Here is a 19,189-nt window from a genome sequence, read left to right as displayed (position 1 = left end):
GCCACCTACATGGATACAAAAGCAAAAATCTTTTCCCAGGGCAGCACGAGGCCGCCCAGAACCAGCGCCGCCAAAAGCATGGAGCGATCCCACTCACGCATGAAACCAGCCAAGGCCAAGAGTCCGGCACCTGCGGCCCAGGCCAACGTCCACAGCCCTCCGGCAGGAGTTGCCTGCAGCACAAAAAGGGCCACCAGGACGCTGTTGATCAGCTTGAGCCGCTGCCCCCAATCAATCAGATTCCAGGACTTGAGACGCTGCAGAAAAGAAAGCCCCTGGGCATAGCCGCGCCCGAAGGTGTACATCTTGAAAATCTGCAGCCCGCAGAGGCATAGACAGATCCAGACCACAAGCGTTCCGGTGCATCCCGCGACCGCCAGATTGACGCCTACCAGGGACCACAAAACCAGAAAACTGCCCCCGAAAAAAGAATCGCCCAGGGCCGACAAGGTGTAGACGGTGGTCGAACGCAGTTTAGGGAGAATATCCGCCGGAAGCATGCCGAGCGCGATCTTTTTCTCCATGGACAAAAAAATTCCGACCAACAGCGGCGTCCAGAAAGGATGGGTGTTGTAGTGCTTCAGATAGCGGCCGCGTGCACGCTTCAAGGCTCGCGGCTCCGCGGCGTAAAGCGCACGCAGACCCGGGTCCATGATATAGGCCAGCCCGACATTCTGCATCCCCTTGGTGTTGAATGTGGCGCCAACCATATATGTGCGCAGGAAAATCTGCAGCAGGATCCGCGTATCCACCCTTACTCCGCGTTCTGTTCCACAATCAGTTCGTAGATCTCTTTGACCGACCACCCGCTGGTTTGATCCCGCACGGTCCGCGCTGCGTCCTTGGCGTGCATGCCCGCCCGCATCATGCCCTGAACCCGGTCCAGGACATCGGTTCGGGACGTGGCGGCAATCTCTTCGGGCGGACCGATGACCACGGTCACCTCGCCCAGAAGCTCCTCCGTGAAATCGCGGAGTTGACCAAGCCTGCCATTGATAAACTGCTCATGTTTCTTGGTCAATTCCCGGGCCAGACAAAATTCCCTCTCTCCCAGCACCTCGAAAGCGAGCTCCAGAGTCGGCAGCACCCGGTTCTTGCGCTCGAAAAAAACCAGGGTCGCACCGATCTGCGCGTAGGACCGCAGCAGCGTGCGGGCATCTCCGCCCTTGCGCGGCAAGAATCCGAGAAAAACAAAAGGGTATGGAGGAAGGCCACTGGCCATGAGCGCCGTGATGGGCGCGCAGGGACCGGGCACGGGAACGACACTTATGCCCTGCTGACGGCAGGCCGCGACCAGGCGGTAGCCGGGGTCGGCGATAAGCGGAGTGCCCGCATCGGATACGACCGCGACCGTGAGCCCCTGCTCCAGCAACGCCAGCACCTCGGCAATGCGGGAGCTCTCGTTGTGTTCATGCAGGCTTAAAAAACGCTTGCCCGCAACTCCGGCCAGCTGCAACAGATGTCCGGCCCGCCGGGTATCCTCGGCCAGAATGACATCGGCTTCTTCCAACGTCTGCCGCGCCCGGGGAGAGAAATCACCAAGGTTGCCAAGGGGCGTGGCCACGATCCAGACCGTCCCGTACATCAATGATATCCTCCCAGTGTTCGACGACCGTTTCCCCGTGCAGAAAAAGAATGCCGACCAGGTCGAACCGGCATGGCCTGCTCCAGGCGCGATGGCGGCTCAAGTATAACGCCCCGGCCTTGATCAGGCGTTTCTTCTTGGCCGGTCCGATGGCTTCGCCGGGCTCGCCGCGCACGGCTCCGGAACGGGTTTTGACCTCGACAAAAACGATCGTTCCGGCGTCCTCGCAAATCAAATCGATCTCGCCGCTCGCGCAGCGAAAATTGCGCTCAACGATCCGCATCCCCTTTTCCACTAAAAAGGCCGCAGCCAGCTCTTCTCCGGCCTGGCCGGTGATCAGATGCCGGGCAGCCACAGCTGCGCCTCCCGCGGCGTCGGTCCGACGCCGCGAAAACTGACCCGGTGCGCGGGGCTTGGCCCCAGGCGGCGCAAGGCATCAAGATGCGCCTTGGTGCCGTAGCCCTTGTGCACGGCCAGCCCGTAACCCGGATAGCGCTGATCCATGCACAGCAACAGATCGTCCCGAAAGGTCTTGGCCAGGATTGAGGCTGCGGAGATGCAGGGATGAAGGGCGTCGCCGCCGACCACGGTCTTTTGGGGCAGAGAAGAGGGGAAACGCTGGTTGCCGTCCACCAGCACCAGGCCCGGACTGACTCTCAGGGCTTCCACGGCACGGGCCATGGCGGCCAGTGAGGCCTGCAGGATGTTGATGCGGTCGATTTCGCCGGGCCAGGAAAAACCTAAGGCCCAGGACACTGCCTGGGCCTTGATGGCTTGTGCAAGCACCACGCGCCGTCGCGAGGAGAGCTTTTTGGAATCGGTCAGTCCCGGAAGGTCGAAATCCGGAGGCAATATGACTGCCCCCGCCACCACCGGACCGGCAAGACAGCCGCGTCCGGCTTCGTCGACGCCGGCCTGAATCTCATCCGCAAACTGAGTGCAGCCTTTGGGGCTGAACAAATTGACCTACCAGGCGTTCTTGGTCTTGATACGGGCAGCTTTGCCCCTGAGGCTACGCAGGTAGTAGATGCGGCTCTGACGAACCACGCCTTCGGAAATAACTTCAATGCGGTCGATGGTCGGGGCATGCAGGGGGAAGATGCGCTCCACGCCGACGCCGTCGGAAACCTTGCGCACGATGAACGTGCTGTCGGTGGTGCCCTTCTTCAAACGCAGAACCACGCCCTGGAAAACCTGGATGCGTTCCTTCTCGCCTTCGATGATGCGGGTATGCACCTTGACCGTGTCGCCGGCGCGGAAGCGGGGATGGTCGGCACGCAGGTGCTCGTTTTCAATCTTCTGGATGATGTTCATGATTTTCTCCTTTATCTGAAGCGGCCTTTGAGCCGCAACGTGTGCGTCTTATCCGATATCGCCCAGCAGGCGGTCCACCATGATGGAAGCCGCGGAACGGACGGAAAGGTGGTTGTACCTATCCATAAAACGTATGGCCCGCAACATGCCGTCGGCCCCTGCCAAAACGTCGCGATGCAAGCCGTATCCGGTGCCCAGCACCAGGAGGACGGGTTCCTCCGTAAGCATCCGGGCAACCTGGGCGCAGGTCATGTTTCCAGCCTTGGCGCTGGTGGCCACGACCTTGGGACGCACGCCCGTGCAATCCGTGATGTGGGCGATGGCCTCGTCCAAAAGGCCGACCACCCGGACCCGGCCCAGGGCGGTGCCCCGATCCGGATTTGCCTTGAGCCCGTAACCTTCGCGCCAATGGCCGACAAGGGTGCGGGCAAGGTCCTGCTGATCCGCGACCGGGGTGCAGACAAAATATCCGCCGAGCCCATAGGTACACGAAACGCGTGCAATATCGTGGAGGTCAAGGTTTGTCAAAGACGTAGTGATGGTCTGCCCCGATTTATTTTCAACCGGGTAATGGACCAGCGCCACGAAAAGATTCCGGCCCGGCCTTGTCCTCTCCAGCCCTTTCAAATACGCGATATCGTCATCGGTCAGCGCCGCCCGGTCAAGGATGTCCGGGCGCAAGGCGAGAGTCGTCTCCAGGCTCTTCTCCCGCCGCCAGGCCGTGATGCGACCATGATGTCCCGAGGACAGCACCTGTGGCACCTTCAGCCCCTCGTACTCCTCGGGCCTGGTGTAATGGGGATATTCAAGCAGGCCCGAGCTGAAACTCTCCTCGTCCGCGCTTTCGTCCTTGCCCATGAAATCAGGGACCAGCCGGCTCACGGCCTCGATCAGGCACAGGGCTCCGGTCTCGCCGCCGTTCAGGACAAAATCGCCCACGCTGACGGGTTCGATATCGCACAGCTCTTCAAGCCGCGCGTCGATGCCCTCATAGCGTCCGCACAACAGCGCGATCTCTTCCTCCGCGGCCAATTCACGGGCCAGCGCCTGGGTCAGCGGCCGGCCCTTGGGACTGAGCATGAGCACCCGGGCCGTGGGTGAAAGCGTGGCCAGAGCGCGACGGATCGGGTCCACGGCCATGACCATGCCCGGCCCGCCCCCGTAGGGACGGTCATCGACATTGTGATGCTTGTCCGTGGAGTGATCGCGCGGGTTGATGAACGAAAATTCGACGAGTCCCTTTTCCCTGGCCTTGGACAAAAGTCCGCAAGACAGGGGGGAATCGAAAAATTCGGGAAAAATGGTGACGACGGAAAATCGCATTCCTGCTTCCACTCCAGCCCGGTTCGGCCGGAGCTCATGGTCATGGCTGTTGATACAATTCGAGCAGGCCGTCCGGGGGATCGACCAGGATGACGCCGGCCTCAAGGTCGATATCAAGGATGAACTCATCCACGGCCGGAAGCATGATCTCGTTGCCGGCATCGTCCAGAATGAACCACAGCTCCTGCCCGGCCACGTCCCGGATATCCTCCAGGACGCCGATGCGGGAACCGTTGACGTGCATGACCGGCAGACCGAGCAGGTCTTCCGGGCGGAACTCGTCCTCATCCAGCGGCGGCAGGTCGCGCTCCCGGGCCAGCACGTCGGCGCCGCGCCAGGCCTCGGCCTGATCCCGCCCCTGGGAGCGGTCCACGGTGATCAGAGCGCGGCCCTGATGCGCGCGCCATCCTTCCAGCACGCAAGGCTTGGGCTTTTTGCCCGGAAGCCGCAGATAGACGCGGGTCAACCCCTCAAAGATGAAAGGGGAGTCTGCATATGGTTCGATGCAGAGCTCCCCCCTGAGGCCGTGTGGTTTCTGAACCCGACCCAGTTCCACGAGCTTTACCGGGTCCAACTTCTCTTCGGACACGTTACTCCAGAATTTCCAGGACTGAACGCTTCCTGATTTTGGTTGAAGCGGCGCCCAAGATGGTTCGCATGGCCCTGGCCGTGCGCCCCTGCTTGCCGATGACCTTGCCCAGATCTTCCTTGGCCACTTTAAGCTCAATGACGGAGGTCTGCTCTCCCTCGATTTCAGTCACCGAGACACTGTCCGGATTGTCTACCAAAGACTTGGCAATGAATTCGATCAAATCCTTGAGCATGAGCACCTCCGCTGAAGATCTGTGGATCGCACGGCGAACCGGGCGACGAGCCTTGGAGGTACTATTTACTGAATCCAGACTTCTTTAGCAAGGAGCGAACCGTATCTGTGGGCTGCGCACCCAGTTCGATCCAGCTTTTGACCTTGTCCTGATCGAACTTGATCTCGGCGGGTTCGGTCATGGGGTTGTAATAGCCCACATAATCAAGGGCCCGGCCGTCACGGCGGGAAGCGGAATCCACGGCCACGATGCGGTAAAACGGTTTCTTCTTGGAGCCCATGCGGGTCAGTCTGAGTTTCAAAGCCATTGTTGTTCTCCCTGAACGTAAGTGTAGTGTGCGAACCTCTATGCCCGGTCGTAACCGAAACAAGGGACGTCCGACTATTTTTTTCTGCGCTGCTTTTTAGCCTTCTTGCGCTTTTCCTTGAGCTTGGCAGCTTCCGCGGCGGTTCGTCCGCCGCCTCCGGAAGGAAGCGCGCCGGGCATTCCGGGCATGCCGCCCGGCATCGCGCCCATGCCCGGCATTCCGGGCATGCGGCCACCCTGCGGCATGGACGGCATCTTGCCGCCCGCCATCTTCTTCATCATCTTCTGCATCTGCTCAAAATTCTTGAGAAGCTGGTTGACCTCGGTCACCGTGACCCCGCTGCCCTTGGCAATACGCTGCTTGCGGCTGGGGTTGATGATCTTGGGTTCATGGCGCTCGGCCATGGTCATGGAACTGATCATGGCCTCGACCTTGCCCAGTTCCTTTTCAGGCATCTGCACGTCCTGCAATTGCTTGCGGATCTGCCCCATGCCCGGAATGAGCTTCATGATGCCTTCGAGGGAACCAAGCTTCTTGATGCGGCGCATCTGCGTACGGAAATCTTCAAGATCAAATTCGGCCTTCCTGAATTTCTTTTCCAGGGCCTCGGCTTCCTTGGAATCAATGGTCGACTGCGCCTTCTCGATCAGCGTCAAGACATCGCCCATGCCAAGAATCCGGGACGCAATGCGGTCCGGATGAAATACTTCCAGTTCGCTCAGGCGCTCGCCCATGCCGACAAACTTGAGCGGCTTGCCGGTGATGGACTTGATGGACAGGGCCGCGCCGCCGCGGGCATCGCCGTCCATCTTGGTCAGGACCACGCCGGTGATGTCCAGCACTTCGTTGAACTTCTCGGCCACGGTCACCGCGTCCTGGCCGGTCATGGCATCGGCCACGAACAAAATTTCCTGCGGACGGCACTTTTCCTTGATGCCGACCAGCTCCTGCATGAGCAACTCATCTATGTGCAGACGGCCCGCCGTGTCGATGAGGATCACGGAACAGCCCTTGAGCTCGGCGTCGCGCATGGCGTCGACGCAGATATCCACCGGATTCATGTCCACGGTGGAAGGATAGACCGGAACGCCCAGCTCCGCGCCGAGTTTCGTCAGCTGATCGATGGCCGCCGGACGATAGACATCGGCGGGGACCAGGTACGGAGCGTACTTCTGACGGCGCAGGAACAGGGCCAGTTTGGCCGCCGACGTGGTCTTGCCTGAACCCTGCAGGCCGGACATCATGATGACGTAGGGCGGCTTGCCCGACAGGTTCAGGGCGCAGTTCTCGCCGCCCAGAAGCTCGATCAGCTCTTCGTGGACGATCTTGATGACCTGCTGGCCGGGCGTCAGGCTGCCGAGGACATCCTGACCCAGGGCGCGCGCTTTGACCTTTTCGACGAAATCCTTGACGACCTTGAAATTGACGTCGGCTTCCAGGAGGGCGAGGCGCACTTCGCGCAAGCCATCCTGGATGTTGCTTTCATCGAGTCGGCCGTGGCCGCGCAGTTTTTTAAAGACCGATTCAAGTCGGTCGGACAGGCTATCGAACATGCAAGAGCACCTATGCTAGGGAAAAGAAGAAGGGATGCATAGACAAGTTCGACCCACTCGTCAAGCAGAAGCACGGCATGACGATGCGGCGCGCGGTACTCCCGCACGCCGCTCCGAAATCAGCCCAGAGCCTTGGCCACGGCCCGCGCGAAGCCGGGAGCCGCGCCGCGGATGGTGGACTCGTCCACGCAGAAGGCCAGGCGGAAATAGCCCGGGTAACCAAAACCCGAACCGGGCACGGCCAGGATCTGCTCCTGCATGAGCTCATTGACGAAGGCCGCATCATCCCCCCCCTTGGGAATGCGCGGAAAGAAATAGAACGCGCCCTGCGGCATGGAAAATTCGATGCCCGCCTCGCGCAGCACCTCGGCCATGGCATCGCGACGCCGGGCGTAGACCGAGGCATCCACCTCGTGGCCCAGGGCCTTGGCCAAAAGCTTCTGACCCACGGCCGGTGCATTGACGAAACCGAGGATGCGGTTGGCCAGAACAACTCCCGCCACCAGGTGCGCGCCTTCAGGCATGGCCGGATTTACAGCCACATACCCGACCCGCTCCCCGGCCAGAGCCAGATTCTTGGAAAAGGAGCTGACCACCACGCTGTGCTCGTAGATTGGGAAAATCGCGGGCACCTCAGCCCCGTCATAGGCCAGAAAACGGTAGGGCTCGTCGGAGATGAGCAGAATGGGCCGCCCGGTACGGGCCGAAGCCTGTCGCAGGATGTCGGCCAGACTGGCGAGCTCCTCCAGAGAGTAGATCCGGCCGGTTGGATTGTTGGGCGAGTTGATGAGCACGCAGCGGGTGCGGTCGGAAATAGCCGAGGCCAGGGCTTTCAAATCCAGCTCGAAGGTCAGGGGCTTGGACGGAACGGCTTTCAAAACTCCGCGATGGTTCTCGGCATAGAATCCGTACTCCACGAAATAGGGAGCCGGACAGAGCACCTCGTCGCCGGGTTCGAGCACGGCCCGGAACAAGGCATTGATGCCCCCGGCCGCGCCGCAGGTGATGACCAGGTCTTCGGCCGCGACGGCCACTCCCTGCTCCACCGAAACCACCTCGGCCAGACGCTCGCGCACCTGCGGATAGCCGGCGTTGGGCATGTAACCGAAAGCGAAAGGCTTGCCCGCTTCCTCGGCCAGCTCGCGCAAGCCCTCGGCCACGGCCGCAGGCGGGGCCAGGTCCGGGTTGCCCAGGCTGAAATCATAGACATTCTCCGCGCCGTACTTTTTCTTGAGCTCGATGCCGGTCTCGAACATGCGGCGAATCCACGACGACTTGGCCAGATAGCCCTCGATCTGCGAACAAAGAATCATATCTTTCTCCCGTGAAGGCCCGGTTCCCTTACGGGATGTCCAGGCCGATTTTTCTGTATTCACCCAGTTTGTTGCGCAGCGTGCGCACGGAAATTCCCAGCAATTCCGAAGCCTTGGTCCTGTTCCCCGCGGTCTTGTCGAGGCTTTTGATGATCAGGTGCATCTCCATTTCCTGAATGGTCGGGATGCGTCCATCAGCGTCGATGGTCACGGCCGAAGTAGCAGACGGCATCGACAATACGCCGGGTGCGGCAGCTTCGCCCTCCTCGTTAATTTCGGGCGACCATTCCTGACCATCCAGTAAAAAATGCATGGATCGGATGGGTCCAGCCCCGGCCAGGAGCACGGCCCGTTCCATCAAGTTCTGCAGTTCCCGCACATTGCCCGGCCAGTCATGCGCCATGAGCCAGTCCCGGGCCTCGGTGGAGAGCTGCAGGGAGCCGAGCCCGTATTCCCGGGTAAGGCGGCGTATAAAAAAATCGGCCAGCAGCAGCACATCGTCACCACGCTGGGCCAGCGATGGCAGACGCAGAGGAATGACGTTCAGGCGATAGAAAAGATCCTGGCGAAACTCGCCCTTCTCCACGCTCTGCTCCAGATTGCGATTGGTGGTGGCCAGGACGCGCACATCCACCTTGACCGTCTCGACCCCGCCCACGCGGTCGATCTCGCCCTCCTGCAGGGCGCGCAAAAGCTTGGCTTGCAGGGCCAGCGCCATTTCAGAAATTTCGTCCAGCAGCAGGGTTCCGCCGCTGGCCAACTCAAACTTGCCGAGCTTGCGGGAAATGGCTCCGGTGAACGAACCCTTCTCGTGCCCGAACAACTCGCTTTCGAGCAGATGCTCGGGCAGGGCCGCGCAGTTGACGGCCACGAAGGGAGCGTTTTCCCGGCCTGAGTGGGCATGGATAAAGCGGGCGAACATCTCCTTGCCCGTACCCGACTCGCCGGAGATGAGCACCGTGGCCTTGGACGGAGCCACCTGCCGCGCCAGGGCCAAGACCCGGGTCACGGAAGGATGGGTGCCGACGATGGACACCTCGCGCGGAGCGCTCTGGGCGACGGAACGAGGCGAAGCCGGGGCGGGAGCATCCTCGGGCAGCACGGCCTGGATCTTTTCCCAGGTCAGCGGGCAGAGCCAGTAATCCTGAGCGCCCATTTCCATATAATAGCGCGCCTCCTCGGCGCTGCCTTTTTCCGTGAACACGATGACCGGCACCGGATTCGCGGACTGCTGCACGGCGTCGAGCAGATCCTGGGCCCTGTATCCGGGCAGGCTTGGCAGGGTGAACACGAGATCGGCCTTACGCGCCTCGACGACCTTCATGGCCGAAGCGCGATCATCCACGACCATGGCCTGGCATTCATGCGCCTTGAACTGCGCATGCAGGGGGGACACGAGCTCGGATCGTGAAACAAAGAGGATTCGCTTGGACGCCATATCCGCATACGCTATCTTTTCCCCAGCCTCTTTGCAATATGGGGAGCCTACGGGCGCTTGCCCGCTATGCGCCCATCTGCTAGGGCTGGGTCGGATTTCGCGCCTCCTTTATTCACAGCAACCACGAGCCGCCCCTTTTATGCCCATGGATCCCAAAAAACTGCACACCCTGTTGCAAAACGTCGCCGCCGGAAACATCTCCTGCGAGAACGCCCAAGCAGTTCTTACGGGCCACGTACACGAAGAGCTGACTCTTGATCCCTGGCGCCAGGCGCGCACCACTATCGGCGAAGTGGTCTTCGGCCAGGGCAAGACCCTGGAACAGATCCGCATTTCCCTTGAGGAACTGGGCAGGCACCACCCGGTCCTGGCCACCAGGATTTGCGCAGCGCACGGCCAGGCGCTGCTGGATTTTTTTCCGCATGGTTGCCTGTGGGAGGAAGCGGGCCTCTTTTGCCTGGGGGCGGACCTGCTGTCCGCCGATCCAAAAGCCCCGAACTCGGACGTGATCATCGTCACGGCCGGCTCCTCGGACCTGCCCGTGGCCCGCGAAGCCCTGGGCACAGCCAGATTTCTGGGATTGAGCGCGCATCTGGTGACCGATGTGGGCGTCGCGGGCCTGCACCGCCTGCAGCCGCATCTGCCGAGCCTGCGGCAGGCCAAAGTGGTCATCGCCGTGGCCGGGATGGAGGGCGCGTTGCCCAGCGTCCTGGGCGGACTCGTAAAAGCCCCGATCATTGCGGTTCCGACCTCGACCGGCTATGGGGCCAACTTCGCCGGCCTGACCCCGCTCTTGGCCATGCTCAATTCCTGCGCGCCGGGCGTAGGCGTGGTCAACATCGACAACGGCTTCGGCGCGGCCGCCCTGGCGAAGAAAATCCTGGCCGGATCGTAAAACTCATGAGCAAAACGGTTCTTTCCCTTACGCAATCCCTTTTAGGCGCAAGCATTCCAGTACTGTGCTACCATCAGGTGCGCCCGGACAGCGGCATGACACCGGAAAAATTCGGCTCCCACCTGGACCTGATCCGCAAGCTGGGCTTTGAAACCATAAGCCTGGCCCGGCTATACGATGTCATCACCGGAAAAGAAAAACTCACCTTTCCAGCCATCGTCATCACCTTCGACGACTGCACCCTGGACAACTGGGTCTACGCCGTGCCGGAACTGCTGCGCCGAAACATGAAGGGCGTCTTTTTCGCCATCACCAACTTTCTGCGCCCAGGCAAAGCCCGTCCGCGCGCGGATCAAACCATGCAACCGGCAGGAGTGCCTGCGTTTGGCGACATCATGCAGCAGGCCTTGTCCGGAAACTGCGACGGATTCATGAACGAGGGCGAAATCCGCGCCGTGGTGCATGACCTAGACATGGAAGTGTACTCGCACTCCGCCGCGCACCAGGCCTGCTTCACCAGCAACGAACCGAACGGCACCCTCGGCGACGAAAAACACTGGAGCCACAAAGCCCTTTGCGGCCCAAACGCAGCAGCCGACTCCCCGGTATACCCGGTGGGTAGCGCTTACGCCCACACGGGCTTCGGGCTGGACTGGAACAGCGCTCCCTTGCTAATCGCGGAGAAGGAAGAACGTTTGGCATTGTGCCTCAAAGATTTCAGCCGGGCCAAAAAAGAGTTGGAGACAATCCTGGATCGCCCCTGCCCATATATATGCCTACCCTGGGGACAATTCGACGAAACAACCCTTGAGGCCAGCATCAAGGCCGGATACCTAGGCGCGCTGACTCTTGAACGGACCTTTGTCGGCCCAGGCTCGCCTAGGCAACGTATCGGCCGCATCGCCGTGAAGGACGCCAACAGCCCGACATGGCTCAGAAACAAACTTTTCCTCCACGCCCACACGCTCACCTCGAAAATCTTCCGCTAGGGCCATGCACAAAGGACGTCTATGAATATCGCATTTGTCAATAGCACACGAAAATGGGGAGGGGTCAAGACGTGGTGCATTGATACGGCAATTGCATTCAAGGAGCTAAACATCAACTCTGTGATATTTGGAAAAGACAAAAGATTTATTGATCGGGCCACACAAAAAAAAATAGAATCATATCAAATACAATTTGGCGTTGATTACAACCCAATACTTATCTATAATCTATATTTGTTTTTCAAAAAAAGAAAAATCCAACGCGTGATTGCTAATGTTGGAAAAGATATTAAGTCGGCTGGAATCGCGGCGAAAATTGCGGGCATACCGCTCATTGTTCACGTCGGTAGTCCTGGAGACATACAAAATAAAATAGAGAACGAAATACTGCATTACGTTACAAAACCATCTTTTTTTTGTTGCAGCGAATACACAAAGAAAGGTTTTTTGAAAAATGTACCTTACGCAAAAAAATTTAAAACTGTAGCAATCCACCCAGGAACAAAAATTTCCAAGCACGTAATACAAGCGAATAAAACGCTTAAAATCATAACCACAAGCCAACTCAATAAAGACAAAAGGCACATAGACGTTTTGGAAGCATGTAAAATTCTTGCCGACAAAAAATTGGACTTTTCTTTGACTATCGTTGGGGAAGGAGCTCTTTCAGCGGAGTTGAAATTGATCGTCCACAAACTTGGGCTCATGGGCCGGGTTGTCTTTACCGGATATGTCGACGATGTCGCAAAGCAACTAAGTACGGCGGACATCTTCATCCTGCCGAGCCAGTGCGAACCCCTCGGCATCGCCCTAGAAGAAGCCATGGCCAATGGCCTGATACCCATTGCCAGAAACGCAGGCGGAGCCCCTGAAATATGGCCCGAATTCCTGAGCTCCCATCTTATTCCACCTCAAAGCCGAGGAGCGGAATTCGCCAACATACTGACCACGCTACTCCACATGCCTGGGGAAGAAATCCTCGAATTGAAGAATCGAGTCCGGACCCACGCAGCGGAAACATTTTCAATTGAATTGCAGACCAAAAAATTTTTAGAATTTATACTCTCCCCCAAACAAGACGCTTCATCACAAAACAACACAGGCGTATGATAACACTCGACTCGGAAATTTCCACCATCGGCGGCTGGAGCACAGTTTACGCCATCAAGGGAGACCCCACGCGCTGCGCCAAGGTCCTGGCTCATCATCGCAAATACAAAGGAGAGTTCCCGGACCCGGCCATGATCGCGCAGAAAAAATACGGGATTCCGGACATGCTGAGGTACGAACTCGACAACCACCACCGGCTTATGGCCCATGTACCGGACGACTTGGTCAAACATTTCGTGACGTTTTACGGCATCGAAAAGACACGTTGCGGTCGTGACGCCCTGGTCATGGAACTGGTCACCGATGATACGGGCGGTGTGGCTAAGAACCTCGACTCCAACACCCGCCCTTTGAGCTTGACCTTTTTCCAGGCCCTCGAACGCATCCGGCGGGACGTTCTGCTGCCCAGCGCCATCGACCACTTCGGCATCGCCTGCCGCAACATCCTGGTCCGCAACCAGGACTGCCCGGTGCTCATTGATTTTCAGAACAGCGTCATAAGGCACCGTGGCCAGTTCTGGCTCAAATTGCCATTTTTCATTCGTCGCAAGGTCACGCGCAAGTTCCAGCGGGTCTATCGGGACGTAGGCGTGCCCGATTTCACCAAAGCTCCAAGCATCACGGACATGTTTCTACCATGACCGCGACAGTATTCACAAAGATGGACGACGCCAGGGCCAAGCCGCAAACGCGACACCGCGCCAACCCGGCATAGAGAAACAGGTATGTTCAACATTTTTTCCGACATCACCCGCTACTTTCTGAAACAAAGAAAGGCTCTCATTCGCATACCCTCGGTTACAGCACGGAGCGTGTTCTGGCGCACTCCATTCCTTGACAACGAACAGGCTTTTTCCCTTCTGGAACAATGGCGCCGGAGAGCCGCCGATCTTGGCAGCCCCTTCAGGGACCAGAACCGCTGTGTCTGTCCCCAACTGGAACTCACTCTTGGCGAGCGGGTCTTCATTCCCAAAATCTACAATGGTCGTAAATTCAGCCAAAACCTAGGCGTCCTTTTACTTTCAGAAGCCGAACGAAATTGCGCAACGCATGCCTATCTTTTCGACAATGCTGTACGCGTTCCAATACCCGCCGGTGTGCTCAACACCTTCAAAAACGGCTGGCTGAGCGATTCCGTTTTTTTCCAAGAAAAGCTGCCAGTTTCGTGTATCGCCTACAAGCACTTCCTGCGGACCGTGCGGGAACTTGCCCCGGAAGTCCGCCTGACATTCTTCACCCAGCTTGGCCGGGAGTTGGGCAAGGTTCACTCCCTAGGCGTTTACACCGAGGACACAGACCAAAATATGGTCGTCGAGATGCTGCCTGGTAACGAATTCCGCTTCCACTTCTTTGACTTCGACAATTTCTACCCGTGGCGCTATCCGAACTTAAGACGCACCATGCATGCCTTCCGGCACTATGCGGACTCCAACCACTACACCTGCACGCCGGAAGAGCTGGATGTCTTCTTGGACTCCTACCTTGAAGTCCGCGAAAAAAAGCAATGGCGCATCCCGATCATGAACAACCTGAAAGCCCGTAAACCCCAAATCTTCGCTGACCGAAACGCATAACGGCGATAACGCCTCCGGATACTCTCATGACAGATCCTCAAAACAGCACATTCAGGCTCCTGAAGCGAAGCCTGGGTTACTTCTTGCCATACAAGCTGCATATCGCCCTCGCCATGAGCGGTCTGGGCATTGTCGCTGCCTGCACAGCTGGCGCAGCCTACCTGGTGCAACCGGCGCTGGATGAAATTTTCATCAAAAAAGACGCATCCGCCCTCATGTTCGTACCCCTGCTTCTGGTCGGGGTGTTTCTGGCCAAGGGCCTTGGTCTCTTTGTCCAGAAGTTCCTCATGTCCTATTGCGGGCTCAAAGTGCTGGAGCGTCTGCGCTACGAACTGTTCGCCAAAATCATCTGCCTGCCCGTGGACTTCTTCGGGGAGACCAGGGTGGGCATGCTCATGTCGCGCATCATAAGCGACGTGAACCTGATCAGCGCGAGCCTGCCGGAACTCATCCGTATCATCCAGCACTCCCTGACCATGGTCGGCCTCATCGGTCTGACCATTTACCGCGACCCAAAGCTTGCCTTCTGGGCCTGTCTGGTCTTTCCTTTGGCCATTTACCCAGTAGTGTATTTCGGCCGAAAACTGCGCAAGGTCGGCCGCAAGTACCAATCCAAGATCGCGGACATCTCCTCGCACCTGCAGGAGAGCTTCAACGGCCTGCGCGTGGTCAAGGCTTTCGCGGCCGAGGACATCGAAAAGGAAAAATTCGGACAGACCAGCAATAATCTGGTCAAAATCAGCATCAAGGGCGCCATCTACAACCAGCTTTCCTCGCCGCTCATGGAGCTGATCGGCGCCGTGGGCGCGGGCCTAGTCATCTGGTACGGCGGCCGCGAGGTCATCGCCGGTAACCGCACCCCCGGCGAATTCTTCTCTTTCCTCACAGCCCTGGTCATGCTCTACGACCCCTTCAAATCCATCAGTCAGGCCAACAACACCATACAGCAGGCAATGGCCGGAGCGGAAAGGGTCTTTGAAATTCTGGATTCCGAAGAATTGAGCGAAGAGACAGGCGGCAAGGAGGTCTACACCCCGCCCTTCTCCTCCCTGTCCTTCAAGAACGTGTCCTTCAATTACCCCGGTACCCAGGAACCAGCCCTTAAGGATATAAATCTCGAAATCAAGGCGGGCGAAAGGGTGGCATTCGTGGGCCAGAGCGGGGCGGGTAAGACGTCGCTCGTGCAGCTCATCCCCCGCTTTCACGACTGCCAGAAAGGCGAAATCCGCCTGAACGGCCAGCCCCTGCACGACTACACCTTGCCCAGCCTACGCACGAACATCGGCATCGTTTCCCAGGATCCTTTTCTCTTTAACCTGACTGTGGCTGAAAATATCGCCTACGGACAACAAGAACTCGACCGGAAAGCCGTGGAGCAGGCCGCCAAGGCGGCCTATGCCCATGACTTCATCCTGGAGCTGTCGCAAGGCTACGACACGGTGGTTGGGGAAAAAGGGGTGAAACTGTCCGGAGGACAAAAACAGCGCCTGACCATCGCCAGGGCGATCATGAAGGACCCGTCGCTCCTGATCCTCGACGAGGCCACCTCAGCCCTGGACACGGAATCAGAACGCATCGTCCAGCAGGCCTTGGAAAACCTCATGCAGGGCAGAACAAGCCTGATCATCGCGCACAGGCTGTCGACGATCCTGTCGGCGGATAAGATTGTGGTTATGCAGGGGGGCCAGATTCTTGACGTTGGCACTCACGTCCAATTATTGGATAACTGTCCAACATATCAGAAATTATACAATCTGCAGTTCACGACATCAGAGGTCAGTCCAAATGTCTGAAAAAGTGCAACTTGAAAAAATATTTCTTTTTGCGCTATGTGGCATGTTTGTGGCGTTTGGCATAAACATCGGCGCGTATGCCTTTCTCTATTCAAGCGGGGTGCTTGGCGCAGTGCTGCTCGTCCGGGAATACGTTCGCGGAAACATCACTGTAAGCTGGAAATTTTTCATCCCGATCGTATTTTTCGCATACGTTGCCATCACTCCGGGTCATTTGTTCAAGGATCTGCCCATCGCCGACATGTTCAGCGCGGCATTTTTCGCGGGAGCGGCTGGATGCTATTTCTTCAAGGACAAGATGCCTTCCATCTTGTTCTTGCTCCCCCTGGCCCTGTCCGCCCATTTCCTTGCAAGAGTGGTCGCAAGCCTGGCTTTTGACTATCCACTGATCGAAACCACCGGCTACGTAGGCAGCCTCACCTTGTCCTATTCGCATCACAACGTTGTCGGAGTGCTCGCGTCTTTCGGCATCTTCTCTCTGATATCCTTCCCGCATCCACAGCCCACCATTCGTCGCATCGGGTACGCTCTGATGGCGATTTTGGGCATTGCTATCTTGTTGACGGTAGGACGATCAACCTATCTGGGGCTTGCGGCGGCCCTTGGGCTGTTTGCCCTGCTCAGGTCGTGGAAATTAGCGGTGGGGGGTATGGTTGTAGCCATCGCCGTTGGTGCAATGGCCCTGCCCTTTATGGCGCCAGATGCGCAAAAAAGAATCACGGGCATGGTGCTCGCCCCGCACAAGGAGCCAAACTTTCAAAACAGGTTGCCAACCTGGTCTATCGGCATTGCAGGATTTAAAGAATCACCACTGTTTGGAAACGGTCTACGAACGTTCGAAACGTACAGCAGATCCTATTTAGACAAACACTATTTAGAAATTAAGAAAAATAATCCATATGCCCTAGATAAAGCGTTTGCACATCCTCATAATTCTTATATTGCAATCATATATGGATGGGGAATAGTAGGATTTATTTTTATTTTTCTAATTTTAGCATTATCTCTATCAACCACGAAGAAAGAAAATAAGCTTTTGATACTCTACTGCACAACTTTTATACTCGCATTTGGATTATTTGATGTCCGCTTTCTAAGTAGAGATGGCGCTTTGTTTTTCTTGTTTCCAATCGGAATGGCGGTTATCAATTCAAATGCAATTTTGATTAATTCATTAAAAATGAAATAATAACTTTTTATTTTGCGCAAAACATAATTCATTTCAACTTTAATCATAAACCATCATATACGTTTCGAACTTTGAAAAAACTTTTCACACAAAATAGTCCAAACAAATACGCTATTTGTCGTAACATAACGAAAAAATAGCCGTCTTGGCTCCTGAAGCAACCTGAAAAGCCATTCCAAGCCGCTATTTTGAATCCATAGGGGAGCTCTTTTCAGCGTCCCTGCGTGGAAATCAAAAGCAGCACCGACTCCAAGCATCACGGCGTTAATTCGTCCTTTGTTGCGGTGCATCCAGATTTCCTGCTTGGGACAGCCAAGCCCCACAAAAACGACCTGTGCTCTGGAGGAGTTGATGCGCTCGACTTCTTCGTTTTGCTCGTCTTCGGTCAGAACTCTGAACGGCGGTGAATATGATCCGACTAGCGACAGATTGGGAAACGTTTCTCCCACGCTGCTGCACAGTCGCTGCAGGGTGCCCTCCGTACTTCCATAAAAGAACACGCGAATTCCCTGCGTCTCAGCGAGAGGCAGAACGCGCCACATCAAGTCCGGACCGTTGACACGCTTCTGTTCGGGGAATCCTCTTTGACGCAACACCCATGCCAGAGGCATACCGTCTGGAGTGGCCATGTCGGCCTCGTCAATGGCAGCCCGCAATGCAGGATCGCTTTTGGCAGTGACTACCGAATGAACATTGCAGACGCACACCACTCGGCTCTGGCCGGCCTGCGCCCAAGAAATGATCGTGGACAAAAATTGCTCCCAGTGTCCGGCATCAATGAAACTGCCAACGATGCTGGCGCCCGACCTCTCAAGAGGCTTGAGGGTTTGATTGGCGGCATGCATCGATTGCTTCCTGGTAGATGTTCATAAGCATTTTATAATTGACATCCGGTGAGTAGCGATCTTGATACACCTCAAGAGCGTTCTGGCCCATAGCCCGCATCTCATCAGGATGCGTTTCAGCCCAATACAAGGCCCTCGCGAGGTCATTGGCGCTGCCTGGCTCGAAAAGAAGGCCTGTCACGCCGTCTTCGACAATTTCGGCCAGCGCGCCGTGCCTGCTGGCAATGACGGGTAAACCACAGGCAAAAGCCTCGACAACAACTAGGCCAAATGTTTCGTACCAAAGACTTGGGACCACCAAATAAGCCGCCTCACACATGGCTTGCTGAACGTCATGAGGAGACAGCCAGCCTCGGGTGTCCACTGTTTTCGTCCGACTCACCCTACCAGCCATGGGACCGTCACCAACAATGGTGAATTTGACTCCGGGTTGCTGCTCCAAAGCAGCCAGCAACGTTTCGAGTCCCTTTTCCGGAGACAGTCGACCGACGAACAGACCTCCGCAACGTGGCCTCTGATCCGGTTTTGGCAAATCTACAAAATTCGGCTTGACCGCCATTAACTCCGCAGGAAGCCCGGCAGCAACAAATTTGGCGCGACAAAATTCATTGAGGGCAATATAACGACAGACTTTGGCCTTAAACGTTCCCAACACTTTATGCAGCCCAAAACTGGCGACCAGAACCAGAGACTGGAGGAAGGAGCCGCGGTAGCACCTGTGAAACACACCCCAATGCCCACTTCGCCCCAAACACAACTCGCATATTTGACCATCGCGCAAGAGCATGCCTTGGGCGCATGCGTACCGAAAATTATGCAACGTCATGATGGTAGGAACGCCCAAACGACGGGCTACCCAAAAAACAGCCGGGGAGATACGGGGAAAAAAATTGTGGACGTGAACAACATCAGGCTTGAACAAGGAAATCTCTGCTTCAAGACGTTGGGCGCTACGCCGAGACCAGAACGCATCCAGAACCATCCGCAACAACGACTGTTCGCTCAATCCATGATTATATTCTTCATATATTCGAACAGCAATGTCGTTGGACGCCAGCATAGCGGCTTCAGATTCCACAACTGAGTCCTCCCCGCCACGGTGAATATAACGATTATGAACGATCAATACACGTTTAG

Annotated in this window: 21 protein-coding genes; 7 read left to right on the top strand and 14 right to left on the bottom strand. The window is 57.0% G+C overall.

All coding sequences use genetic code 11. The features are described 5' to 3' along the window. Positions 1 to 5: 5 nt before the first annotated feature. The 12 genes from DBAC_RS16560 to DBAC_RS16505 all read right to left on the bottom strand — a co-directional run bounded on the left by DBAC_RS16560 (position 6) and on the right by DBAC_RS16505 (position 9,657). Complete coding sequence (locus tag DBAC_RS16560; RefSeq protein ID WP_015775472.1) at positions 6 to 752, bottom strand: PTS system mannose/fructose/sorbose family transporter subunit IID; 747 nt, start codon at positions 750 to 752, stop codon at positions 6 to 8. Between the two features lie 2 nt (positions 753 to 754). Further along, a complete protein-coding gene (gene rsmI, locus DBAC_RS16555) occupies positions 755 to 1,585 on the bottom strand; it encodes a 16S rRNA (cytidine(1402)-2'-O)-methyltransferase (protein ID WP_015775471.1) in 831 nt (276 codons plus the stop codon). Next, positions 1,536 to 1,940 (bottom strand): YraN family protein, encoded by a 405-nt coding sequence (locus tag DBAC_RS16550; RefSeq protein WP_015775470.1) that lies wholly within the window; start codon positions 1,938 to 1,940, stop codon positions 1,536 to 1,538. The genes rsmI and DBAC_RS16550 overlap by 50 nt, the downstream gene beginning before the upstream one ends. Next, the gene (gene rnhB, locus DBAC_RS16545) at positions 1,922 to 2,545 is read right to left on the bottom strand and encodes a ribonuclease HII (RefSeq protein ID WP_015775469.1); all 624 of its coding nucleotides are present in this window, start codon (positions 2,543 to 2,545) and stop codon (positions 1,922 to 1,924) included. The genes DBAC_RS16550 and rnhB overlap by 19 nt, the downstream gene beginning before the upstream one ends. A 6-nt stretch (positions 2,546 to 2,551) precedes the next feature. After that, positions 2,552 to 2,899 carry a 50S ribosomal protein L19 gene (rplS, locus tag DBAC_RS16540; protein WP_015775468.1) on the bottom strand — a complete coding sequence of 116 codons (348 nt, stop codon included), beginning with the start codon at positions 2,897 to 2,899 and terminating at the stop codon, positions 2,552 to 2,554. Positions 2,900 to 2,947: 48 nt separating this feature from the next. Next, entirely contained in the window at positions 2,948 to 4,222 is a 1,275-nt protein-coding gene (gene trmD / locus DBAC_RS16535) for a tRNA (guanosine(37)-N1)-methyltransferase TrmD (protein WP_015775467.1), read from the bottom strand. A gap of 40 nt (positions 4,223 to 4,262) precedes the next feature. Further along, the gene (gene rimM, locus DBAC_RS16530) at positions 4,263 to 4,811 is read right to left on the bottom strand and encodes a ribosome maturation factor RimM (protein WP_015775466.1); all 549 of its coding nucleotides are present in this window, start codon (positions 4,809 to 4,811) and stop codon (positions 4,263 to 4,265) included. Between the two features lies 1 nt (position 4,812). Beyond that, positions 4,813 to 5,046: a KH domain-containing protein gene (locus DBAC_RS16525; RefSeq protein ID WP_015775465.1), complete on the bottom strand. Its 234-nt coding sequence runs from the start codon at positions 5,044 to 5,046 to the stop codon at positions 4,813 to 4,815. 61 nt (positions 5,047 to 5,107) lie between these two features. Further along, a complete protein-coding gene (gene rpsP, locus DBAC_RS16520; protein ID WP_015775464.1) occupies positions 5,108 to 5,353 on the bottom strand; it encodes a 30S ribosomal protein S16 in 246 nt (81 codons plus the stop codon). Between the two features lie 74 nt (positions 5,354 to 5,427). Continuing rightward, positions 5,428 to 6,906: a signal recognition particle protein gene (gene ffh, locus DBAC_RS16515; protein ID WP_015775463.1), complete on the bottom strand. Its 1,479-nt coding sequence runs from the start codon at positions 6,904 to 6,906 to the stop codon at positions 5,428 to 5,430. Positions 6,907 to 7,025: 119 nt separating this feature from the next. Further along, positions 7,026 to 8,219: a pyridoxal phosphate-dependent aminotransferase gene (locus DBAC_RS16510; RefSeq protein WP_015775462.1), complete on the bottom strand. Its 1,194-nt coding sequence runs from the start codon at positions 8,217 to 8,219 to the stop codon at positions 7,026 to 7,028. 28 nt (positions 8,220 to 8,247) lie between these two features. Further along, on the bottom strand, positions 8,248 to 9,657 hold the full coding sequence (locus DBAC_RS16505) for a sigma-54-dependent transcriptional regulator (protein ID WP_015775461.1): 1,410 nt from the start codon (positions 9,655 to 9,657) through the stop codon (positions 8,248 to 8,250). Between the two features lie 139 nt (positions 9,658 to 9,796). On the opposite strand from DBAC_RS16505, the gene larB reads away from it, so the two are divergent. From larB to DBAC_RS16470, 7 genes are all read left to right on the top strand, one after another. Continuing rightward, on the top strand, positions 9,797 to 10,552 hold the full coding sequence (gene larB / locus DBAC_RS16500; protein ID WP_015775460.1) for a nickel pincer cofactor biosynthesis protein LarB: 756 nt from the start codon (positions 9,797 to 9,799) through the stop codon (positions 10,550 to 10,552). 95 nt (positions 10,553 to 10,647) lie between these two features. Further along, entirely contained in the window at positions 10,648 to 11,541 is an 894-nt protein-coding gene (locus tag DBAC_RS16495; protein WP_043811200.1) for a polysaccharide deacetylase family protein, read from the top strand. 21 nt (positions 11,542 to 11,562) lie between these two features. After that, complete coding sequence (locus tag DBAC_RS16490; RefSeq protein WP_015775458.1) at positions 11,563 to 12,651, top strand: glycosyltransferase; 1,089 nt, start codon at positions 11,563 to 11,565, stop codon at positions 12,649 to 12,651. Continuing rightward, positions 12,648 to 13,292 carry a protein kinase family protein gene (locus DBAC_RS16485; protein WP_015775457.1) on the top strand — a complete coding sequence of 215 codons (645 nt, stop codon included), beginning with the start codon at positions 12,648 to 12,650 and terminating at the stop codon, positions 13,290 to 13,292. The genes DBAC_RS16490 and DBAC_RS16485 overlap by 4 nt, the downstream gene beginning before the upstream one ends. Positions 13,293 to 13,376: 84 nt before the next feature. Then, positions 13,377 to 14,225 (top strand): hypothetical protein, encoded by an 849-nt coding sequence (locus tag DBAC_RS16480; RefSeq protein WP_015775456.1) that lies wholly within the window; start codon positions 13,377 to 13,379, stop codon positions 14,223 to 14,225. 26 nt (positions 14,226 to 14,251) lie between these two features. Continuing rightward, positions 14,252 to 16,018, top strand: a complete 1,767-nt coding sequence (locus tag DBAC_RS16475) for an ABC transporter ATP-binding protein (protein ID WP_015775455.1) — start codon at positions 14,252 to 14,254, stop codon at positions 16,016 to 16,018. Continuing rightward, on the top strand, positions 16,011 to 17,207 hold the full coding sequence (locus tag DBAC_RS16470) for an O-antigen ligase family protein (RefSeq protein ID WP_015775454.1): 1,197 nt from the start codon (positions 16,011 to 16,013) through the stop codon (positions 17,205 to 17,207). The genes DBAC_RS16475 and DBAC_RS16470 overlap by 8 nt, the downstream gene beginning before the upstream one ends. A gap of 53 nt (positions 17,208 to 17,260) precedes the next feature. Here DBAC_RS16470 and DBAC_RS16465 read toward each other — a convergent pair whose 3' ends face one another. Further along, positions 17,261 to 18,052: a WecB/TagA/CpsF family glycosyltransferase gene (locus tag DBAC_RS16465; protein ID WP_015775453.1), complete on the bottom strand. Its 792-nt coding sequence runs from the start codon at positions 18,050 to 18,052 to the stop codon at positions 17,261 to 17,263. Next, positions 18,018 to 19,130 (bottom strand): glycosyltransferase family 4 protein, encoded by a 1,113-nt coding sequence (locus DBAC_RS16460; protein ID WP_167320954.1) that lies wholly within the window; start codon positions 19,128 to 19,130, stop codon positions 18,018 to 18,020. The genes DBAC_RS16465 and DBAC_RS16460 overlap by 35 nt, the downstream gene beginning before the upstream one ends. Between the last annotated feature and the right edge of the window lie 59 nt (positions 19,131 to 19,189).

It is taken from the genome of Desulfomicrobium baculatum DSM 4028 (genome assembly GCF_000023225.1).
GTDB classification, from domain to species: Bacteria; Desulfobacterota; Desulfovibrionia; order Desulfovibrionales; family Desulfomicrobiaceae; genus Desulfomicrobium; species Desulfomicrobium baculatum.
Note: the sequence above shows the minus strand (reverse complement) of the source record. Positions and strands in the feature narration are given on the sequence as shown.